We start from the raw sequence: 19,578 nt of genomic DNA, 5'->3' as shown, positions 1-19,578 counted from the left end.
GCAACAAATTATGACGAGTTGTGAGCAAAATGAGTAAATCCCCCCGCAGCAGCGGCGCTGCTGGCCAGATTCGTATCATTGGCGGACAGTGGCGCGGTCGCAAATTACCGGTGCCGGATAGCGCGGGTCTGCGCCCGACCACCGATCGCGTGCGTGAAACCCTGTTTAACTGGTTAGCGCCGGATATTCAGGAAGCGCGTTGTCTCGATTGCTTCGCCGGTAGCGGTGCGCTCGGCCTGGAAGCACTGTCACGCTATGCGGCGTCTGCTACGCTGCTTGAGATGGAACGTTCCGTCGCCCAACAGCTGTCGCAGAATCTGCAAACCCTGCGTGCGACGCAAGGCAACGTCGTGCAGACCAATACGCTACAGTGGTTGAGCCAACCCGGAGAGCCGTTCGATGTGGTGTTTGTTGATCCACCATTCCGTAAAGGATTACTGCTGGAGACGCTAACGCTGCTGGAAAACAACGGCTGGCTGGCGGAGAACGCACTGATTTACGTCGAAAGCGAAGTGGAGCACGGCACGCCTGTGGCGCCCGCTAACTGGGACTTGTACCGCGAAAAAATTGCCGGTCAGGTGGCATATCGCCTTTATCAACGCCAACAGGAGACGCACGATGTGGCTTAATCTGGGACGATTACTGATGATTTGCGTCTGGGCATTTCTGCTGCTCAATCTGGTGCATCCTTTCCCGACACCGCTGCGCTACTTTGTGCATGTGGCACTGTTCTTCATGGTGATCATGCACGGCTTGCAGCTGGTTCTGCTGCGCGCGACTCAGCCGAAAGAGGCGCCAAAACTCAGTGGCGTCACGCAAGCGAAGATTTTCTTTTTTGGTGTGTTTGAACTGCTGGCGTGGCAGAAAAAGCATTACCCGAAGATGTAAGGATACGGGCCGCTGCAGCGGCCCGTTTTATGGCGCAGGCGTGAAACTGACAAAGCGACTGCCCTGCATTTTCAACTCTCCCTTCGCGCCCTTATCGATATGATGATAGTCATCGGCGCTCACCACCACCTTGATATCACTCGCCCCATTGAGTGGATGAAACCAGGCTTCGTACTTCATATCTTCAGCCACAATCTCTTCACGCTGGCGCGAACGGCGATTGGGGGAAGGGAACTCACGTTTGGTTTTCACTTCTACGCTCAGTGAGCGAATCGGTGAAGCATCATTTACCGCGGTTTCACGGCGTTGCTTAATAAACTGACGGGTCGCCAATACGGCAATAATCGCCAGAACGATGAAAAAGATTAGCGGTGGTTTGCTCATGTTTTCTCTCGCACTTTGCGTTAATGTCGGAACAGTAAAAGACGACAAAGCATACAACCAGAGTTGACCGATTGTCACATTCGTCGCCGGTAACTTACACTGAGATCGCGATTTTGGGAAAATTCATGACTCTGGACGTCGCGTTCAGAAAAGGGAGAAAACATGCTTTGGTCTTTCCTTGCCGTACTTTTTTCCGGTTGGCTGTACGTTGATGCTTCATACCGTGGCCCGCAGTGGCAACGCTGGCTGTTCAAACCTGTTACCTTGCTGTTGCTGGTCGCCTGGGCCTGGCAAGCACCCACACTGAATACCACCGATTACCTGATTCTGGCTGGCCTGGTTGCCACTCTGGTCGGTGATGCACTGACGTTACTGCCTCGCCAGCAAATGCTCTATGCACTGGGTGCATTCTTCCTGTCACATCTGCTCTACACCATCAGCTTTGCTGCCCACATGACCATGAGTTTCTTCTGGCCGATTCCGGTCACGCTGCTGGTGATTGGGGTGGTGGTGATTGGCATTATCTGGTCGAAGCTGGAGGATTTGCGCTGGCCGATCTGTACCCTAATTGGGATGACGCTGGTGATGAACTGGATGGCGGCAGAGAATTACTTCTTCCGCCCGACGGATTACAGCTTCTCACTATTGGTTGGCGCCGGACTGCTGCTATTAGGCAACATTATCTGGTTTATCACCCATTATCGCCGCCGTTTCAGTGCCGATAGCGCCATTGTTGCCGCTTGCTACTTCGCCGGCCACTTTATGATTGTGCGTTCGCTGTGGCTGTATTGAAGAAAAGATGACCTTTTGCTTGACTCTGGAGTTGACTCCAGAGTGTAGCATTCGGGATGCGGGCAGTGGCCCGCATTGATCCCGGAGGCTCTATGCACGCCCATTCTCATTCATGCCGTTGTGGAAAATCCCACAGCAAAACCCAGCCGCTGTGCGCCATTCGCAGTGTTTCACCTACGACGCTGAAAATCTCAGCCGCCCTCCCCGCCACACCAGAAAGTGGTTGCGGTTGCTGTGACAACGACAGCGGCAGTCCCGGCGGCGAAAGCGACGCCGAAAGCGACAGGCCCTCATCCACATCTCATCAATTCCGCTGGCAGATTGCCGGAATGGATTGCCCCAGCTGCGCGCGAAAAATTGAAAGTGCTGTACAACAGCTGGCGCAGGTGCGCACCGCTCGCGTGATTTTTGCCAGTGAAAAACTGGTGGTGGATGCCGACCAGGATATTCGCCCGGCCATCGAACAGGCCGTCAAAAATGTCGGTTTTACCCTGACCTCAAACGATCCGCAATCTCAGCCCGAACCGCAACGCCGCTGGCAGGAAAATGCCGGTTTGCTGTTACTGGCGCTGCTGATGCTTGCCAGTTGGCTGCTGAGCCAGGTTTCTCCGGTATGGGGCGATCGCCTGTTTGTGATGACCACGCTGATCGGCCTGGCTCCGATTGCATTCAGCGCGTGGAAACTGCTGCGAGGCGGTTCACCCTTCAGTATCGAAACCCTGATGACCCTTGCCGCCACCGGTGCGTTGGTGATTGGCGCACATGCCGAAGCCGCGATGGTGCTGTTGCTGTTCCAACTGGGTGAACGGCTGGAGTCATTTGCAGCTTCTCGCGCACGACGCGGTGTGACGGCGTTAATGGCACTGCGCCCCGATACTGCTACGCGTTTGAAAGGCACGCAGCGCGAGCAGGTGGCGCTGGCTGACTTGCATCCTGGCGATACGATTGAAGTCGCGGCTGGCGGTCGTTTGCCGGCCGATGGCGAGCTGCTGAACCAGAGCGCCAGTTTTGATGAAAGTGCGCTGACGGGCGAGTCCGTGCCGGTTGCCCGTCAGCCGGGCGAAACGGTGATGGCTGGCGCCACTAGCGTGGATCGCCTGGTCACGCTGAAAGTCATCTCCGAACCTGGCCAGAGCGCGATTGATCGCATCCTGCAGCTCATCGAAGAAGCTGAAAGCCACCGTGCACCGGTTGAGCGCTTTATCGATCGCTTCAGCCGCATTTATACGCCTGCCATTATGCTGCTGGCGCTGTTAGTGATGGTGCTGCCGCCACTGTTAGCGGGGGCAGCGTGGTTGCCGTGGATTTATAAAGGCCTGACGCTGCTGTTAATTGGTTGCCCTTGTGCGCTGGTGATTTCTACCCCCGCTGCAATCACCTCTGGCTTAGCGGCGGCCGCACGACAGGGCGCTCTGATCAAAGGGGGTGCCGCGCTGGAACGTCTCAGCCGTATCCAGACCATCGCATTCGATAAAACCGGCACCCTCACACTGGGTAAACCGCAGGTGACCGAGGTCGAATCTTTCAGTGCGATGGAAGCAAATGCACTGCTGAGCATTGCGGCGGCAGTGGAGCAAGGTTCCAGCCATCCATTGGCGATCGCCATCGTGCGCGAGGCCGAAAAGCACCAGCTTAGGCTACCGCACGCCCGGCAGCAGCAAACGCTGGCTGGCAGTGGCATCCGGGCGCAGATTGATGGCGTGACCTATCAGCTGCTGGCACCACGCGATGCCAGCACGCTCACGGTCGATCAGCAGCAGGCGATCGCGCAACGGGAAGCTCAAGGTAAAACCGTGGTGGTGCTGTTACAGGATGAGACCGTCATCGGCACCCTGGCGTTGCAGGATCAGCTACGCGAGGAAGCCGTCACGGCGCTGGCACAGTTGCAAGCGCTGGGCATTAATAGCCTGATGCTGACTGGCGATAACCCGCGTGCGGCGGCGTCGATGGCGGCGCAACTCAACATCGATTATCGCGCCGGCTTGTTGCCTGCCGATAAAGTGGAGATGGTGCGCAAACTGGAGGAGCAGCAGCCGCTGGCGATGGTAGGCGATGGCATTAACGACGCCCCGGCGATGAAAGCGGCCACGATTGGCATTGCCATGGGCAGCGGCACCGATGTCGCGCTGGAAGCCGCCGACGCCGCGCTGACACAAAACCGTCTGGCAATTCTGCCACGCACTATCGCACTGGCCCGTCGCACGCGCGCCATCATCCGTCAAAACATCGCGATAGCGCTGGGGCTGAAAGGCATTTTCCTGATCACCACACTGCTCGGTTTCACCGGTTTGTGGCTGGCGGTGCTGGCAGATTCAGGTGCAACAGCGCTGGTCACAGCCAACGCTTTGCGATTGCTGCGACAGCGTTAAGCCGTGCCCTTCTGAATCAGATACTGATACGGCAGCGTTTCCGTCTGCTGTGCCAGCAACTGATGTTCCATAAAGCGGCAAAAACCGGGAATATCACGCGTGGTGGCCGGATCATCGGCAATGATCAGTAAGGTTTCGCCCGCCTGCATGGTGCGCACGGTTTTGCGCACCATCATTACCGGCTCAGGGCAGCGCAGGCCAAGGGCATCAAGCTTGTGGTCCGGCGCAGAAAAGGGATCGCTCATGATTCTCTGTCTTCATTCAAGATGGGCGCTCATTCTAGCGCGCTAAATGCACAGCGCAAGGCGATAACGATTGCGTTAAAATTAACCATTGCATTAATTGCGCAACGCGCTAAGATGCCGCCGTTTTTTTACCAAATTGCTTAATCCTCGAAATAATTCGCGTTTTAGCAAGGCGGCAAGTGCGTGTATCCCCAGGAGCTTACATAAGTAAGTGGCTGGGGTACGCGAACGTAGCCAACGAAGCGACAACGCGAAGTATGAAGAGGATTGTTGGGTTCCCTCACCCCATTACTCAAAAAGGTCAGACATGATTGATTTCTCTGCACGTCAGCGCATGCATGCGCTGTTTTGGCTTTCCCTATTCCATCTGCTGGTGATCACTTCCAGTAACTATCTGGTCCAGCTGCCGGTTTCCATCTTCGGCTTCCACACCACCTGGGGTGCCTTTAGCTTTCCATTTATCTTCCTCGCTACCGATCTCACCGTGCGCATCTTTGGCGCGCCGTTAGCCCGTCGTATTATTTTGGCGGTGATGATCCCGGCGCTGTTTATCTCTTACGTGGTGTCCTGTGTGTTTTACCAGGGCGAATGGCAGGGATGGGCATCGCTGGAACAGGTGAATCTGTTTGTCGCACGTATCGCCAGTGCCAGCTTTATGGCCTATGCGCTCGGTCAGATTCTGGATGTCCACGTTTTTAACCGTTTGCGTCGTTTACCGCAGTGGTGGATCGCCCCTGCTGCAGCCATGTTCCTCGGCAATATCAGCGATACGCTGGCCTTCTTTTTCATCGCCTTCTACAAGAGCCCGGACCCGTTCATGGCCGCGCATTGGGTGGAGATCGCACTGGTGGATTACAGCTTCAAAGTGCTGATCTGCATGATTTTCTTCCTGCCCGCTTACGGTGTGTTGCTGAACAGCCTGCTAAAACGTCTGGCAGAGCGCTCGACACAGCGTCAGATCAATTTCGGCTAATTGCACATAGACGAAACGCCGCAGCGCGCTAAGATTTCCTGACAAACCGGCGGTTGCTTTTGACCGCCGATTCCGTTTTTATACCGGGTAGAAAGCACCTGACTGGAATCATCAAAGGGAAAAGAATGCGTAACTTAGTGAAATATGCGGGTATTGGTTTGTTGGTGTTAGGTCTTGCGGCCTGTGATCAGAAGAAAGAAGATGCGGCGGCAGGCAGCAACGGTGCCAGCGCCAGCCAGTCAGCCCAGACGGTGAACCTGATGGACGGCAAGCTGAGCTTCAGTCTGCCGGCGGGCATGTCTGATAAAAGCGGTAAACTCGGTTCTGAATCTACCAATATGCATGTGTACGCCGATGAAACCGGCCAGCGCGCAATTATTGTGATTGCGGGCGACCCGACCAACGAAGCGCTGGATGCCTTGTCACAGCGTCTGGAACAGCAGCAGCGCGGTCGCGATCCGCAGTTGCAGGTCGTTTCTAACAAAGCGGTGACGCTGAAAGATCAGCCAGCTCAGCAGTTGGATACCGTGATTTCGGCCAACAACCAAACCTCATGGTCTTCCGTGATTCTGGCAAAAGTGGATGGCAAACTGCTGACCCTGCAAATTACCCTGCCAGCCGACAATCAGCAGCAGGCGCAGAGCGATGCTGATGCGATCGTGAAAAGCATCACTCTCAAGTAATGCTTTATAGGTGCGCATAAAAGCGCACCCTTCGAAAATCTCATCCATTGCGTTCAGGGTCGCCTTTAATGGCGACCCATTTCATACCTTACAATCTCACCGGCGAAATATGCCAAATCTCGTCCGCGTACTCCTGGATCGTCCTGTCTGCTGAGAAGTAGCCCATGTTGGCGATATTCAATGCCGCACGGCGCTGCCACTCATCCGGCTGACGATAAAGCTTGTCCACCTTATCCTGCGCATCCACATAGCTGCGATAATCGGCCAGCAGCTGATAGTGATCGCCGAAGTTCACCAGCGCATCAAACAGATTGCGATAGCGACCTGGCTCTCCCAGGCTGAATGCACCACTGGCAATTTGCGTCAGTGCCTGGTGCAGCTCGGCATCTTCCTCATAATATTTACGCGGGTTGTAGCCATCCTTGCGCAGTTGTTCGACCTGCGGCGTGGTGTTGCCGAAGATAAAGATATTCTCCGCACCCACATGCTCGCGCATCTCGACGTTCGCGCCATCCAGCGTACCAATCGTCAACGCGCCATTGAGGGCAAACTTCATGTTACTGGTGCCGGACGCCTCGGTGCCCGCTGTAGAGATCTGCTCGGAGAGATCCGCCGCCGGAATAATGATCTGCGCCAGGCTCACGCTGTAGTTAGGAATAAACACCACCTTCAGCTTGTTCTTCACCTGCGGATCGTTGTTGATCACGTTGGCAACATCGTTGATCAGATGGATAATGTGCTTCGCCACGTAATAGGCCGATGCGGCTTTACCGGCGAAGATATTCACGCGCGGCACCCAATCCGCAGTAGGATCAGTTTTGATGCGGTTGTAGCGCGTGATGACATGTAACACATTGAGCAACTGACGCTTATATTCATGGATACGTTTGATCTGCACATCGAACAGCGCATGCGGATCCAGCACGATATCCATGTTCTTCGCCACCCAATCCGCCAGACGTTTTTTATTAGCGAATTTGGCGTCGGAAATTTGCTCGATAAAGACCGGATAATCAATGTGTGGCGTCAGATCGCTCAACTGACTGAGGTCGGTTCGCCAGGTGCGGCCGATGGTCTCGTCCAATACATCGGACAGCGCCGGGTTGGCCAGCGCCAGCCAGCGACGCGGCGTTACGCCGTTGGTTTTATTACAGAAGCGACCCGGGAACAGGCGCGCAAAATCAGCAAACAGCGACTGCACCATCAGATTGGAATGCAGCTCTGAAACGCCATTCACCTTGTGGCTGACCACCACCGCCAGCCACGCCATGCGCACCTTACGGCCGTTGTTTTCGTCGATGATCGAGATGCGTGACATCAAATCCCAATCATCCGGATAGTATTCCTGGATGGTTTTCAGGAAGTAATCGTTGATTTCAAACACAATGCTGAGGTGGCGCGGCAGAATCTTGCCGAACATATCCACCGGCCAGGTTTCCAGCGCTTCACTCATCAATGTGTGGTTGGTGTAAGAGAACACCTGGCAAGTGACCTCAAAAGCGTCATCCCAGCTGAACTTGTGATCGTCGATCAACAAGCGCATCAATTCAGGGATGGCTAAAACCGGGTGGGTGTCATTGAGATGGATAGCAATTTTATCCGCCAGGTTGTCCCAGGTTTCATGCATTTGCCAGTGGCGACTCAAAATATCCTGCACCGTGGCGGAGACGAGGAAATACTCCTGACGCAAACGCAGTTCACGACCAGAATCGGTAGAGTCATCCGGATAGAGCACGCGCGATACGTTCTCTGAGTGGTTTTTATCTTCTACCGCCGCAAAGTAATCACCCTGGTTAAATTTGCCGAGGTTGATCTCATTACTGGCCTGCGCGCTCCACAAACGCAGCGTGTTGGTGGCATCGGTGTCAAAACCCGGAATGATTTGATCGTAAGCCGCCGCAATAATCTCTTCGGTTTCCAGCCAACGTACGCGAGCACCTTCATGCTGCAGACGGCCACCAAAGCGGACTTTGTAGCGGGTATTGAAGCGCTGGAACTCCCACGGATTGCCGTATTCCAGCCAGTAATCCGGCGATTCACGCTGCTGACCGTCGACAATGTTCTGCTTGAACATGCCGTAGTCATAACGAATGCCATAACCGCGTCCCGGTAAGCCGAGGGTGGCGAGCGAGTCGAGGAAACAGGCCGCTAAACGACCCAGGCCGCCATTGCCAAGCCCCGGATCGTTCTCTTCGTCCATCAGTTCACTGAGGTCGAGCCCCATCTCGTCCAGCGCCTGATTCAGATCGTCATAGATGCCCATCGCCAGCAATGCATTGCCCAGCGTGCGTCCCATCAGGAATTCCATCGACAGGTAGTAAACCTGACGCACATCCTGCGACAGCTGCGCACGGCTTGAGCGCAACCAACGTTCCACCATACGATCGCGCACTGCCAGCAAGGCGGCGTTAAGCCACTCATGCTGATTGGCGATCGACGGGTCTTTACCAATAGTAAACATCAGTTTATAGGCGATTGAGTGCTTCAGTGCGTCAACCGTTAGCGTGGGTGAGGCATAGGTGAAAGGTGCATTCATATCCAGTATCCCAATCTCTGATTACAGCAAACGTTGATAAAGATCGCGGTAGGCTTGTGCGGCCACCTGCCAACTAAAATCCATCCCCATCGCCTGCCGCTGAACGTAGCGCCAGAGAGAAGGACGGGACCAAAGGACAAAAGCACGTCGAATCGCCCGCAGCAGCGACCAGGCGTTACTGTCTTCAAAACTGAAACCGCTTGCGACCCCGTCAGCGAGGTTCTCCAGCGAACTGTCCTGCACGGTATCTGCCAGCCCGCCGGTGCGGCGCACTAGCGGCAACGTGCCGTATTTCAAACCGTACAACTGAGTTAAGCCGCACGGTTCAAAACGGCTCGGCACCATGATGACATCTGCTCCACCCACAATGCGGTGTGAGAAGGCTTCGTGATAACCGATCTGCACGCCGACGCTGCCTGGATGTTCCGCCGCCGCAGCGAGGAAACCTTGTTGTAACTCTGCATCGCCCTGGCCCAACAGCACCAGCTGGCCGCCTTGCGCCAATAGCCCCGGTAACGCTTCCAGCACCAGATCCAGCCCTTTCTGTTTGGTCAAACGGCTGATGACACAAAATACCGGCACTTTGTCATCCACCTTCAGGCCCATGGCGATCTGTAGTTGGCGCTTGTTCTCCGCTTTGCTCTCCAGCGTTTCCCGGTCGTAACGCGCCGTCAGCAACAGGTCGTGCGCCGGGTCCCAAATACCCGGGTCAACGCCATTCAGGATGCCACTCAGCCGCCCCTCTTTCAGACGCTGCTCTAGCAGCGCTTCCATGCCATAACCGAATTCTGGCCGGGTGATTTCCAGAGCATACGTCGGGCTGACTGCGGTTATATGATCGGCATAAAATAATCCCGCCTTTAGGTACGAAATTTGTCCGTAGAACTCCAGGCCATGCATGGTGAAGAAACTGCGCGGGATCTGGATCTCATCCAGATGACGCGCATTGAACAGCCCCTGATACGCGAGGTTGTGCACGGTAAACACCGTTTTTGCCGGGTGTCCACGGGCCGCGATGTAAGCACAGGTTAACCCTGCGTGCCAGTCATGCGCGTGCACCACATCGGGTTGCCAGTAGGTATCCAACCCGCTGGCCAGCTCGGCGCCCATCCAGCCCAGCAGCGCAAAACGCAGATAGTTATCCACGTAGGCAAACTGCGATGTGTCGTGATAAGGGCTGCCGGGACGCTCATACAATCCCGGCGCATCAATTAAATAAATGCCAACTCCATTGAATTGTCCAAATAATAAACGGACCGGGCCAGCAAAAGTATGCAATTCCGCAACGATCTCGGTGTCAGGAATCCCTTTACGCAGATCCGGATAAGCGGGAAGCAATACTCGCGCATCCGTACCACCCGCAATCTGAGCCTGAGGCAATGCGCCGACGACATCAGCTAACCCGCCGGTTTTCAGCAGCGGGAAAAGTTCTGAACAGACATGTAAAACCTGCATCCTGGACCCCTATTGTGTTATCGCGCGCGTTCCCCGCGGCGATTGCCTGTGTGCTTGCTCGTTGCGTTCGTGGTCAGCCAGCCAATTTGGCCAGCATGGCGCGCGTCACCAAAACGATGCCTTCTTCTGAACGGTAAAAACGGCGGCTGTCTTCATCTGGGTTCTCACCAATCACCATGCCTTCCGGAATCACGCAGGCGCGATCAATCACGCAACGGCGCAGACGACAGGAACGATTGATCACCACATCCGGTAACAGCACCGATGAGTCGATATTGCAAAACGAGTTAATGCGCACGCGTGGGAACAACACCGAATTCACCACCACGGAACCGGAGATAATGCAGCCGCCGGAAACCAGTGAATTCATCGTCATGCCGTGGCTGCCCGAGCGATCCTGCACAAATTTGGCGGGCGGCAAGGGTTCCATATGCGTACGGATTGGCCAGTCGTGGTCGTACATATCCAGTTCCGGCGTGACCGAGGCCAGATCGAGATTAGCGCGCCAGTAAGCTTCCAGCGTTCCGACGTCACGCCAGTAAGGCTCGGCGTTTTCATCGTTCTGTACGCACGACAACGTAAAGGAGTGCGCGTAGGCTTCACCGCTGGCGACAATTTTTGGCAGCAAATCCTTGCCGAAATCGTGGCTCGATTCAGGGATTAGCAAATCCTCTTCCAATAGCTGGTAGAGGTAATCAGCGTTGAACACGTAGATCCCCATACTGGCTAACGCTTTGGTGTCATCGCCCGGCATTGACGGTGGCTTCGGCGGTTTTTCCACAAAATCCACCACGTTGTTGTCCGCATCCACCGCCATCACACCAAACGCCGTGGCTTCGGCGAGCGGCACCGGTAAGCAGGCGATGGTGCACTTCGCGCCACGTTCAGCGTGATCGAGCAACATCCGCGAGTAATCCATTTTGTAGATATGATCCCCGGCGAGAATCACGATGTATTGCGCTCGATAGCGGCGAATGATGTCGAGGTTCTGCGAAACTGCATCGGCGGTACCGCGATACCAATGCTCGGTGGATGCACGCTGCTGCGCCGGCAGCAAATCGACAAATTCATTCATCTCTTCGTTGAATAACGACCAGCCACGCTGGATGTGCTGCGTTAACGTATGCGACTGATATTGGGTGATCACGCCGATGCGCCGAATACCCGAATTGATACAATTCGACAGCGCAAAGTCGATGATGCGGAACTTGCCGCCGAAATGAACGGCAGGTTTGGCGCGTTTCGCGGTGAGATCTTTCAGACGCGTACCGCGCCCGCCAGCAAGGATCAACGCCACCGTTTGTGTAGGGAGCTGGCGCGCCAGCATCAGTGGATCTGTTCTATCTAACTTAACCATGTCTGACTCCTTATGATTGCTTTAGGAACACACACACGCCGTGTGCGGGCCCGTGCCAGACAGTTGTCAGGATGGGGTTATCTTCCCCGGCGAAAGGAGGAATGGCACGCCACTCTCCGTCTGGTAAGGCAAGGTCACTCACCGATTCCGTGGCGTTGATTGTTATTAACCAGCGGCTGGAGAGCAGGATCTGCATTCTGTGCGCCCCCTGTTCCCACTCCTCATTTCCCAGTGGTTTGCCGCTGGCATTGAACCACTGCACATTGCCATCGCCCTCCTGCCACCAGCGATCCGCTGTCAGTGCAGGAATGCGCTGACGCAGCCGGATTAACGCGGCAGTGAAGTCGACTAGTCCAAAATCATCCTGATGCCAGTGCAACCAGGTGAGTGGGTTGTCCTGACAGTACGCGTTATTGTTACCGTGCTGGCTGTGACCGCGTTCGTCCCCGGCCAGCAGCATCGGTGTACCTTGCGCCAACAGCAGCGTGGTCAGCAGAGCATGCACGCTACGCCGACGACGTTCGACAATATCGAAATTGACCTGTAGCCCCTCTTTGCCATGGTTGTGGCTGAAGTTGCTGCTACTGCCGTCGCGATTGTCTTCGCCGTTGGCCTGATTGTGTTTATTGTTGAAGCTCACCACGTCGCGCAGCGTAAAACCGTCATGCGCGGTGATCAGATTGATACTGGCGTGCGGCAAGCGTCCCTCTCGCTGGAACACATCGCTGGAGGCGGCAAACCGCCGGGCAAATTCGCCATTATTGAGCTGGCCGTGCAGCCAGTAACGGCGCGCGGCATCGCGGAAATGGTCATTCCATTCCGCGAATCCTTCGGGAAAATTGCCCACCTGATAGCCGCCGGGGCCGATATCCCACGGTTCAGCAATCAATTTGACCTGTGACAGCACCGGACAGGCTTTAATGGCGATGAACAGCGGCGCATCCTGCCGATAGTCCGGCGTACGACCCAGCACGCTGGCGAGGTCAAAACGGAAGCCATCGATATGGCAGTCCCGCACCCAATAGCGCAGCGCTTCTAATGCCCATTCCATCACCTGCGGATCGCTGAGATTGAGCGTGTTGCCGCAGCCGGTCCAGTTTTGATATTCACCCTGCGCGTCGAGCCAGTAATAGCTGGCGTTATCCACGCCGCGCAGTGAAATGTTGGGGCCAATCTCTTCCAGCTCGGCAGTGTGGTTGAATACCACATCAAGGATCACTTCGATACCCGCCGCATGCAGCACTTTGACCGCCTGCTGAAACTCCTGCAGGGGCGTTAAACCCTGCTCGCCGGACGCGTAGCGGGGATCCACCGCCCACAGCGCGAACGGGTTGTAACCCCAGTAATTGCTCAGCCCGAGTCGTAGCAGACGCGGCTCGCTGGCGAAGTGCGCTATCGGCAGCAGTTCCAGCGCGGTAATACCGAGATGGCGCAAGTACTTCACCATAGCAGGATGGCCCAGTGCCGCATAAGTCCCGCGCAGCCTTTCCGGAATTTCCGGATGTTGCCGGGTTAAGCCGCGCACGTGCGCCTCATACACCACCGTCTTGCCCCACGGCGTACGCAGTGGTTTCTCATCATCCCAGTCAAAATCTTCAGCGATCACCAGTGATTTGGGCGCAATGGCGGCGTTATCCTGCTCATCCGGCTGCTGCTCACCTCCGCTAAAACGCGGATCGTCGGGAATATCCCCCACCACCGCTTTCGCGCAGGGATCGACAAGTAATTTTGCCGGGTTGAAACGATGTCCTTGTTGCGGTGCCCATGGTCCGTGGACGCGATAGCCGTAACGCTGGCCGGGCTTTAATGCCGGAAAATAGCCGTGCCAGATATCCCCACTGCGCGCGGGCAGCGCAAAGCGCCGTTCAACGCCGTGCGCGTCAAACAGGCACAGCTCCACTTGCTCGGCATGGCGGGAAAACAGCGTGAAGTTTACGCCGCGCCCATCATAATGGGCGCCCAACGGCATCGGCTGCCCGGTCTCCAGCATCAGTCGCCCTCCCGCACCAGCCAAATCGTGGCCAGCGGCGGCAAGACCAGGCTAAGCGATTGCGGCCGACCGTGGCTCTCAATCACGTCGGTATGCACCACCCCATGATTGCGCACATCACTGCCGTGATAATCCTGTTGGTCGGTGTTCAGTACCTCACGCCAGCCGCCTTGTTGATTAACGCCAAAGCGATAGTCATGGCGCGCCACCGGCGTGAAGTTACTGGCAACAATGATTTCATTGCCGTCACGATCGCGACGTGCAAACACAAACACCGAGTTTTCATGATCGTCGACCACCAGCCATTCAAAGCCCTGCGCATCGAAATCCAGTTGATGTAATGGCGTGAAGTGTTTGTAGCTGTGGTTGAGATCGCGCACCAGACGCTGTACGCCGTTGTGCCAGTTGTCTTCGCCCTCCAGCAGATGCCAGTCGAGGCTCGAATCGTGGTTCCACTCGCGGCCCTGAGCAAACTCGTTGCCCATAAACTGCAGCTTTTTACCGGGGAAGCCCCACATCCAGCCGTAATAGGCACGCAGGTTGGCAAACTTTTGCCACGCATCGCCGGGCATGCGATCAAGAATCGAGCGTTTACCGTGCACCACTTCATCGTGCGACAGCGGCAGCACGAAGTTTTCGGTGTAGTTATAAAGCATGCCAAACGTCATCAGGTTGTGATGATAACGACGGTGCACTGGATCGAGCTTCATGTAGTCAAGCGTGTCGTGCATCCAGCCGAGGTTCCATTTGAACCAGAAGCCGAGGCCGCCATCTTCAGAAGGGCGTGTCACACCCGGATAGTCGGTGGACTCTTCTGCCACGCTGATGGTGCCCGGTGCAGCACGGCCCAGCGTGCGGTTGGTGTGGCGCAGGAATGAGATGGCTTCAAGATTCTCGCGACCGCCAAAGTGGTTAGGCACCCATTCGCCCTCTTTGCGGCTGTAATCGCGGTAGATCATCGATGCCACGGCATCCACACGTAGGCCATCAATGCCAAAGCGCTCCATCCAATACAGCGCGTTGCCGGAGAGATAGTTACTGACTTCGCGGCGACCAAAGTTGTAGATCAGTGTGTTCCAGTCCTGATGGTAGCCTTCACGCGGATCGCTGTGCTCATACAGTTCGGTGCCATCAAATTTCGCCAATCCGAAATCGTCACTGGGAAAGTGGCCCGGCACCCAATCGAGTAACACGTTGAGGCCGGCATCGTGCGCTGCGGCGATAAAGTGGCGGAACTCATCGCGGGTACCAAAGCGGCGTGTGGGTGCATACATGCCAAGAGGCTGATAGCCCCAGCTGCCATCAAACGGATGTTCGTTGATCGGCAGCAGTTCAATGTGGGTGAAGCCCATCTCTTTGACGTAAGGCACCAGCTGTTCGGCCAGCTCTTTGTAGCTCAGCCAGAAATTGTTGTCGGTATGGCGGCGCCACGAACCCAGATGCACTTCGTAAATCGAGATCGGCTGATCAAAAGCATTGGCGGCTTTGCGCTGCGGCTGCATCTCCACCTTCGGCGGTAAACCGCAGATCATTGAGGCGGTTTGCGGGCGCATCTGTGCTTCAAAGGCAAACGGGTCGGCTTTGATGCGCATCTGCCCTGACGCATCAATAATTTCATATTTGTACAGCTGACCATTCACCGCGCCCGGCACAAACAGCTCCCAGATACCCAGCTCACGGCGGAAGCGCATCGGATGACGACGACCGTCCCAGAAATTGAATTCGCCCACTACGGAGACGCGACGTGCGTTCGGTGCCCACACCGAGAAACGGGTGCCGCTGACGCCGTCAATGGTCGCGTTGTGCGCCCCCAACGTTTCATACGGGCGCAGATGTGTACCTTCTGCCAGCAGCCAGGCATCCATTTCTTCAAGCAGTGGGCCAAAACGATAGGCATCATCGATCAGGTTTTGCTGGCCGTGCCAGGTGACCGCCAGCTGATAGCGAAACAGGTTTTTACGGCGTGGGATCACACCGCAGAAGAAGCCGCGTGAATCGAGACATTTAAGCTGCGCGCATTTGCGTCCGGTGTTGGTTTCAATCACCCAGACTTCGGAGGCATCGGGCAGCAGCGCGCGCACTTCAAGGCCTTCGACAGTTTGGTGCATCCCCAAAAAAGAGAAGGGATCGGCATAATTCCCGGCAAAAAGGGCATTGATCGCCTGGCGATCGGGAAGCTCTGACATGACTTTCTTCCTATGATTTTGCGCAGGCGACCGGAGTGGACAACAATGCCGCCTCTGGTGCGCTGCTTTTCATTGAGCCATACGTACACCAGCAAGAGAGGACACCGTCCATGGGAGAAGATCTTTGCCGTGTACAACAACCATTCAGTTCGGAAAGCAAAAACAGTTAACAACCGGCACATCACTGTTAAATCATAGCTTGGGGCTGGCAGAAGCCAGGGGGGAAAGCAAAAAAATCTTGTCGGGCAAGCAAAAAGGGGAAGCGGATCACTTGTCAGGCGCAATTTGGGTTAAGTTTTGCAACCTGGTTGGCATAAAAAAGGCCGGGAAATCCCGGCCTGTCTGGTTTGTCGCTGCGCTTAGTCGATCAGCAAACGCAACATGCGGCGCAGCGGTTCAGCCGCGCCCCACAGCAGCTGATCGCCCACGGTAAAGGCGGAAAGGTATTCCGGCCCCATGTTCAGTTTGCGCAGACGACCAACCGGCGTGGTCAACGTGCCGGTGACGGCCGCTGGCGTCAGTTCACGCATGGTGATTTCGCGGTCATTTGGCACCACTTTCACCCATTCGTTATGAGAAGCCAGCAGCTGCTCGATTTCATTCAGCGGGATATCTTTTTTCAGCTTCAGGGTGAATGCCTGGCTGTGGCAGCGCAGTGCACCGACGCGCACACACAGACCATCCACTGGGATCACGCTGCTGGTGCGCAGAATCTTGTTGGTTTCTGCCTGGCCTTTCCACTCTTCGCGGCTCTGGCCGTTATCCAGCTGCTTGTCGATCCATGGAATCAGGCTGCCCGCCAGCGGTACGCCGAAGTTGTCGGTCGGCAAAGTGCCTGAACGGGTGAAATCGGTGACGCTGCGTTCGATATCCAGAATCGCCGAAGCCGGATCCTGCAGGGATTTCGCCACGTGGTCGTGCAACATGCCCATCTGGGTCAGCAGTTCACGCATATGGCGCGCACCGCCGCCCGACGCCGCCTGATAAGTAGCGACAGAGGCCCACTCCACCAGATCGTTAGCGAACAGGCCGCCGAGTGACATCAGCATCAGGCTGACGGTACAGTTACCGCCAACGAAGGTTTTGATACCGTTGTCGAGGCCCTGACGAATCACATTGTGGTTAACCGGATCGAGAATGATGATGGCGTCATCTTTCATGCGCAGCGTCGAGGCCGCATCAATCCAGTAACCCTGCCAGCCGCTTTCACGCAGCTTAGGGTAAACTTCACTGGTGTAGTCACCGCCCTGGCAGGTGATAATAATATCCAGCGCCTTCAGCGCCTCGATATCAAAAGCATCCTGCAGCGCACCGGTCGACTTGCCGCCGAATGTCGGTGCTGCCTGACCAAGCTGAGACGTGGAGAAGAAGACCGGATTGATCACATCAAAATCGCGTTCTTCACTCATGCGTGACATCAGCACAGAGCCGACCATGCCACGCCAACCAATAAAGCCTACATTCTTCATTTTCTGTCCGTCCGGGGCGTTTTCACTGTGCCCTTCGTGGTGCGAGGAAAAGACCAAGCGGAATATCCAGTTGATCTGCGTAATAATCAGGTTTACCTGCGACCTCCAACTCTACAAAATGCAGGCTTTCTGGCAAGTGAATTAATTCGATTGCGCCAACTTTTTCAGCAGTACAACTAATACTCCCCTCAATGAATCGAGGTACGGGCAGGCGGAAATTCGGAGTATCTCGATCGGCTACACGATTCAGCGCTCCGCAAGCCCATCGCCGCCAACGCACCTGAGTTGAAGAATGACGGGAACAAGGGATGGCTTTTACCTATGACTGAAATGATATCTGCGACCATATTGCTGCTGTTGATTATGGATCCGCTAGGCAACCTGCCGATTTTTATGTCGGTGCTTAAGCATCTCGAACCCAAGCGCCGGCGCGCGGTGCTAATACGTGAAATGCTGATCGCACTGATCATCATGCTGCTGTTCCTGTTTACCGGCGAACGTATTCTGGCGTTCCTGAATTTGCGCACCGAAACCGTCTCGATCTCCGGCGGCATCATCCTGTTCCTGATCGCCATCCGCATGATTTTTCCCTCTGGCGAAACCAGTACCAGCGGATTACCTGCGGGTGAAGAGCCATTTCTGGTGCCGCTGGCGATCCCGCTGGTTGCAGGCCCTTCGCTGTTAGCCACGCTGATGCTGCTGTCACATCAATATCCCAATCAGATGTCACATTTGGTTGGCGCATTGCTGATTGCCTGGGGCGTTACCGTGGTCATTTTGCTGATGTCAGGACTGTTTTTACGCCTGTTGGGCGACAAAGGCGTTAACGCGCTGGAGCGGTTGATGGGCTTGATTTTGATTATGCTGGCAACGCAGATGTTCCTGGATGGGATTCGCGCTTATCTGAAACTGTAGCCATAGGAAGGGAAGATGCTGATAACCCGATTTTTTACGATTATCAAAGATGGCTTTCTCAAGACATTTAACTTTAGTGGGCTGGAAAGACGTGCAGGCTACGTGGTGTTCGTCGTGTTTCAGGTGGTTTGGTTTTGCCTTTACCTACAACTGTTTGCCTTGAAGAGTGGCGAAATTGCTTTCGTACCGCTGCTGCTGTTTATCATGCCGTTGCTGGCCTGTGGCAGTCGAAGGATTAATGATGCGGGTTATTCGCGAGGTGTTTTTATTCTCTTGCTCATCGCGCCCTATCTGCTGTTCCCTTTCCTGGCATTCCCTGCTTCGGTAGCGCGTAAGTAAATAGACAGCGAGCGGCACTATGGCCGCCCGCTCGCAGGATTACTTCTGCTTCTTCTCAATCGGTTTGCCCGACCAGTAACCGGCCAGCAGCGAACCTGACAGGTTGTGCCACACCGAGAACAGCGCACCTGGCAAGGCGGCCAGTGGCGAGAAGTAGAGTTTGCCCAGCGTTGCCGCCAGACCGGAGTTCTGCATACCCACTTCCAGTGCCAGCGTGCGGCAGGTGGATTCGTCAAAGCCAAACAGCTTGCCGCCCCAGTAACCGCCCAGCAGGCCGATGGCGTTATGCAGGATCACCGCCGCAATCACCACCAGGCCGACAGAACCGATAAAGCCCTGAGAACCCGCTACCACTGCGCTGATAATCAGCAGAATGCAGACCATGGAAAATGCCGGCAGATAGGGCTCAACACGGCGTACCACGCTGTTCATTGAGTGGTGGATGATCAGACCCAGACCAATCGGGATAACCACGATTTTAATAATGCTGAGCAGCATGCCGATCACATCGACCTGAATGTGAGTATCGACATAGAAGCGCGTCAGTAGCGGCGTGGCGAAAACACCCACCAGCGCAGACACTGAAGAGATGGTCACGGACAGGGCCACATCGCCCTTCGCCAGATAGATCATCACGTTGGACGCGGTACCGCTGGCCACGCTGCCCACCAGGATCATCCCGGCTGAAAGGTCCGGCGGCATGTGGAATAGCTTAGCCAGGCCCCAGGCGGCGAGTGGCATCACCAGATAGTGCAAAAAGGTGCCGGCGATAACCGGTGCCGGACGTGTCAGCACACGTTTGAAATCATCAATATTCAGCGTCACACCCATGCCGAACATGATCAGCATTAGCAGGTAAGTGACCCACGGCCCAATGCCGAGGAATGTCGAGGGCGAGTAATACGCCGCGACCGAGAGCAGCACGGCCCAGAGCGGGAACAGGCGGGTTAACTTGGCGAGCATGGAGAGACTTCCTTAGATATTTTTTAATTTATTT

General features: G+C 55.5%; 17 protein-coding genes. 8 read left to right on the top strand and 9 right to left on the bottom strand.

The window, feature by feature from the left end:
* The first annotated feature begins 29 nt into the window (after positions 1-29).
* Together rsmD and FD744_RS12695 are read left to right on the top strand one after the other, a co-directional pair.
* The gene (gene rsmD, locus FD744_RS12700; protein WP_058960042.1) at positions 30-629 is read left to right on the top strand and encodes a 16S rRNA (guanine(966)-N(2))-methyltransferase; all 600 of its coding nucleotides are present in this window, start codon (positions 30-32) and stop codon (positions 627-629) included.
* Positions 619-888, top strand: a complete 270-nt coding sequence (locus tag FD744_RS12695) for a DUF1145 family protein (RefSeq protein WP_034827067.1) — start codon at positions 619-621, stop codon at positions 886-888. The genes rsmD and FD744_RS12695 overlap by 11 nt, the downstream gene beginning before the upstream one ends.
* 27 nt (positions 889-915) lie before the next feature.
* On the opposite strand, the gene FD744_RS12690 is transcribed toward FD744_RS12695, so the two are convergent.
* On the bottom strand, positions 916-1,272 hold the full coding sequence (locus tag FD744_RS12690) for a DUF2500 domain-containing protein (RefSeq protein ID WP_160868397.1): 357 nt from the start codon (positions 1,270-1,272) through the stop codon (positions 916-918).
* Between the two features lie 162 nt (positions 1,273-1,434).
* Between FD744_RS12690 and FD744_RS12685 the strand changes: the two genes are divergently transcribed.
* Together FD744_RS12685 and FD744_RS12680 are read left to right on the top strand one after the other, a co-directional pair.
* Positions 1,435-2,064, top strand: a complete 630-nt coding sequence (locus FD744_RS12685; RefSeq protein ID WP_034827077.1) for a lysoplasmalogenase — start codon at positions 1,435-1,437, stop codon at positions 2,062-2,064.
* A 92-nt stretch (positions 2,065-2,156) separates the two neighbouring features.
* Entirely contained in the window at positions 2,157-4,433 is a 2,277-nt protein-coding gene (locus FD744_RS12680; RefSeq protein ID WP_160868396.1) for a zinc/cadmium/mercury/lead-transporting ATPase, read from the top strand.
* Here the strand turns inward: FD744_RS12680 and tusA are convergent.
* Positions 4,430-4,678, bottom strand: coding sequence for a sulfurtransferase TusA (gene tusA, locus FD744_RS12675; RefSeq protein WP_034827082.1), 249 nt, complete (start codon positions 4,676-4,678; stop codon positions 4,430-4,432). The genes FD744_RS12680 and tusA overlap by 4 nt on opposite strands.
* Before the next feature lie 307 nt (positions 4,679-4,985).
* On the opposite strand from tusA, the gene FD744_RS12670 reads away from it, so the two are divergent.
* Complete coding sequence (locus FD744_RS12670; RefSeq protein ID WP_034827083.1) at positions 4,986-5,651, top strand: 7-cyano-7-deazaguanine/7-aminomethyl-7-deazaguanine transporter; 666 nt, start codon at positions 4,986-4,988, stop codon at positions 5,649-5,651.
* Between the two features lie 125 nt (positions 5,652-5,776).
* Complete coding sequence (locus FD744_RS12665; protein ID WP_034827084.1) at positions 5,777-6,334, top strand: DcrB family lipoprotein; 558 nt, start codon at positions 5,777-5,779, stop codon at positions 6,332-6,334.
* An 88-nt stretch (positions 6,335-6,422) separates the two neighbouring features.
* Here the strand turns inward: FD744_RS12665 and glgP are convergent, their stop codons facing one another.
* From glgP to asd, 6 genes are all read right to left on the bottom strand, one after another.
* Positions 6,423-8,870, bottom strand: a complete 2,448-nt coding sequence (gene glgP, locus FD744_RS12660; protein ID WP_160868395.1) for a glycogen phosphorylase — start codon at positions 8,868-8,870, stop codon at positions 6,423-6,425.
* Positions 8,871-8,891: 21 nt separating this feature from the next.
* The gene (gene glgA / locus FD744_RS12655) at positions 8,892-10,325 is read right to left on the bottom strand and encodes a glycogen synthase GlgA (protein ID WP_160868394.1); all 1,434 of its coding nucleotides are present in this window, start codon (positions 10,323-10,325) and stop codon (positions 8,892-8,894) included.
* Between the two features lie 73 nt (positions 10,326-10,398).
* Entirely contained in the window at positions 10,399-11,682 is a 1,284-nt protein-coding gene (gene glgC, locus FD744_RS12650) for a glucose-1-phosphate adenylyltransferase (protein ID WP_034827087.1), read from the bottom strand.
* 10 nt (positions 11,683-11,692) lie between these two features.
* Positions 11,693-13,672: a glycogen debranching protein GlgX gene (glgX, locus tag FD744_RS12645; protein WP_160868393.1), complete on the bottom strand. Its 1,980-nt coding sequence runs from the start codon at positions 13,670-13,672 to the stop codon at positions 11,693-11,695.
* Positions 13,672-15,858 carry a 1,4-alpha-glucan branching enzyme gene (gene glgB / locus FD744_RS12640; RefSeq protein ID WP_160868392.1) on the bottom strand — a complete coding sequence of 729 codons (2,187 nt, stop codon included), beginning with the start codon at positions 15,856-15,858 and terminating at the stop codon, positions 13,672-13,674. The genes glgX and glgB overlap by 1 nt, the downstream gene beginning before the upstream one ends.
* A gap of 359 nt (positions 15,859-16,217) precedes the next feature.
* The gene (gene asd / locus FD744_RS12635; protein WP_097118913.1) at positions 16,218-17,327 is read right to left on the bottom strand and encodes an aspartate-semialdehyde dehydrogenase; all 1,110 of its coding nucleotides are present in this window, start codon (positions 17,325-17,327) and stop codon (positions 16,218-16,220) included.
* A 321-nt stretch (positions 17,328-17,648) separates the two neighbouring features.
* Here asd and FD744_RS12630 point away from each other — a divergent pair, with 321 nt between their 5' ends.
* A complete protein-coding gene (locus FD744_RS12630) occupies positions 17,649-18,242 on the top strand; it encodes a YhgN family NAAT transporter (protein WP_034827091.1) in 594 nt (197 codons plus the stop codon).
* 15 nt (positions 18,243-18,257) lie between these two features.
* Positions 18,258-18,581: a DUF805 domain-containing protein gene (locus FD744_RS12625; RefSeq protein ID WP_160868391.1), complete on the top strand. Its 324-nt coding sequence runs from the start codon at positions 18,258-18,260 to the stop codon at positions 18,579-18,581.
* Positions 18,582-18,620: 39 nt separating this feature from the next.
* On the opposite strand, the gene panS is transcribed toward FD744_RS12625, so the two are convergent.
* Entirely contained in the window at positions 18,621-19,544 is a 924-nt protein-coding gene (gene panS / locus FD744_RS12620) for a ketopantoate/pantoate/pantothenate transporter PanS (protein ID WP_034827093.1), read from the bottom strand.
* Between the last annotated feature and the right edge of the window lie 34 nt (positions 19,545-19,578).

Source organism: Pantoea sp. Taur, from assembly GCF_009830025.1.
GTDB classification, from domain to species: Bacteria; Pseudomonadota; Gammaproteobacteria; order Enterobacterales; family Enterobacteriaceae; genus Pantoea; species Pantoea communis.
Note: the sequence above shows the minus strand (reverse complement) of the source record. Positions and strands in the feature narration are given on the sequence as shown.

Coding starts and splice junctions, on each gene's coding strand:
- FD744_RS12690 (WP_160868397.1), bottom strand. CDS start 1,272: ATGAGCAAACCACCGCTAATCTTTTTCATCGTTCTGGCGATTATTGCC.
- FD744_RS12665 (WP_034827084.1), top strand. CDS start 5,777: ATGCGTAACTTAGTGAAATATGCGGGTATTGGTTTGTTGGTGTTAGGT.
- glgC (WP_034827087.1), bottom strand. CDS start 11,682: ATGGTTAAGTTAGATAGAACAGATCCACTGATGCTGGCGCGCCAGCTC.
- glgX (WP_160868393.1), bottom strand. CDS start 13,672: ATGCTGGAGACCGGGCAGCCGATGCCGTTGGGCGCCCATTATGATGGG.
- FD744_RS12680 (WP_160868396.1), top strand. CDS start 2,157: ATGCACGCCCATTCTCATTCATGCCGTTGTGGAAAATCCCACAGCAAA.
- FD744_RS12685 (WP_034827077.1), top strand. CDS start 1,435: ATGCTTTGGTCTTTCCTTGCCGTACTTTTTTCCGGTTGGCTGTACGTT.
- FD744_RS12625 (WP_160868391.1), top strand. CDS start 18,258: ATGCTGATAACCCGATTTTTTACGATTATCAAAGATGGCTTTCTCAAG.
- asd (WP_097118913.1), bottom strand. CDS start 17,327: ATGAAGAATGTAGGCTTTATTGGTTGGCGTGGCATGGTCGGCTCTGTG.
- glgA (WP_160868394.1), bottom strand. CDS start 10,325: ATGCAGGTTTTACATGTCTGTTCAGAACTTTTCCCGCTGCTGAAAACC.
- rsmD (WP_058960042.1), top strand. CDS start 30: ATGAGTAAATCCCCCCGCAGCAGCGGCGCTGCTGGCCAGATTCGTATC.
- FD744_RS12695 (WP_034827067.1), top strand. CDS start 619: ATGTGGCTTAATCTGGGACGATTACTGATGATTTGCGTCTGGGCATTT.
- tusA (WP_034827082.1), bottom strand. CDS start 4,678: ATGAGCGATCCCTTTTCTGCGCCGGACCACAAGCTTGATGCCCTTGGC.
- FD744_RS12630 (WP_034827091.1), top strand. CDS start 17,649: ATGACTGAAATGATATCTGCGACCATATTGCTGCTGTTGATTATGGAT.
- glgP (WP_160868395.1), bottom strand. CDS start 8,870: ATGAATGCACCTTTCACCTATGCCTCACCCACGCTAACGGTTGACGCA.
- glgB (WP_160868392.1), bottom strand. CDS start 15,858: ATGTCAGAGCTTCCCGATCGCCAGGCGATCAATGCCCTTTTTGCCGGG.
- panS (WP_034827093.1), bottom strand. CDS start 19,544: ATGCTCGCCAAGTTAACCCGCCTGTTCCCGCTCTGGGCCGTGCTGCTC.
- FD744_RS12670 (WP_034827083.1), top strand. CDS start 4,986: ATGATTGATTTCTCTGCACGTCAGCGCATGCATGCGCTGTTTTGGCTT.